1 protein-coding gene is annotated in these 1,022 nt (G+C 68.9%); it reads left to right on the plus strand.

The features are described from left to right. Positions 1 to 1,022, plus strand: a 1,022-nt coding sequence (locus tag AE652_RS20800; protein ID WP_049653732.1) for a condensation domain-containing protein, incomplete at both ends; no start/stop codon positions are given.

The raw sequence follows: 1,022 nt of genomic DNA on the forward strand, positions 1-1,022 counted from the left end.
TGGGCGTTCGGACGAGGCCCTGGACGAGCTGGTCGGGTTCTTCGTGAACACGCTGGTGCTGCGGACGGATGTGTCGGGTGAGCCGACCTTCGGCGAGTTGCTGGGGCGGGTCCGGGATGCGGACCTGGCGGCGTTCACGCACCAGGACCTGCCGTTCGAGCGGCTGGTGGAGGAGTTGAACCCGGTGCGTTCGCTGGGCCGGCACCCGCTGTTCCAGGTGATGCTGGTCCTGCAGAACAACGACGAGGGCACGCTCCAACTCCCGGGCCTCACCGCTCAGCCCGAGTCCTTTGGGACGCCGCCCGCCAAGTTCGATCTCAACCTCACCTGCGTCGAGAACCGCGACGCCGCCAACGCGCCTGCGGGTATCACTGCCGTTCTGCAGTACGCGACCGATCTGTTCGACCAGGAGACCGCGGGTCTGGTGGCGGAGCGGTTGGTGCGGTTGCTCGGGGTGGCGGTCGGGGATCCGGAGGTTCCGGTGTCCGGCTGGGAGGTGTTCGACTCGCCTGAGCAGGAGCGGTACTTCCTCAGCCGGGCGGAGCGGGCCCGGGCCGGCGCGGTCGAGGCTGTGGAGGTGCAGGGGCATCGTGGTCCGAGGACGGCGCAGGAGGAGATCCTGTGCGCGTTCTTCGCCGAGGTCCTCGGCGTACCGTCGGTGGGTATCGACGACAACTTCTTCGCTCTGGGCGGCCATTCGCTTCTCGCGACCCGACTGATCAGCCGGATCCGCACGACCCTCAATGCTGAGCTCGGCATTCGCGACCTGTTCCGTAACCCGACTGTGGTCGGGGTGATGGAGAAGCTGAAGGAGGGCCGTCCGGCGCGTCCGGCGCTGGTGGCGGGTGAGCGTCCGGAGGTGCTGCCGCTGTCGTTCGCCCAGCAGCGGCTGTGGTTCCTCGACCAGCTCGAAGGCGCCTCCGCCACCTACAACAGCCCGTTCGCGTTCCGCCTGCAAGGCTCGGTGGACGTCGAGGCCCTGCGCGGGGCGATCGGTGACGTGGTCGGCCGGCACGAGGCGC

It is taken from the genome of Kitasatospora sp. MY 5-36 (assembly GCF_001182915.1).
GTDB lineage: Bacteria > Actinomycetota > Actinomycetes > Streptomycetales > Streptomycetaceae > Kitasatospora.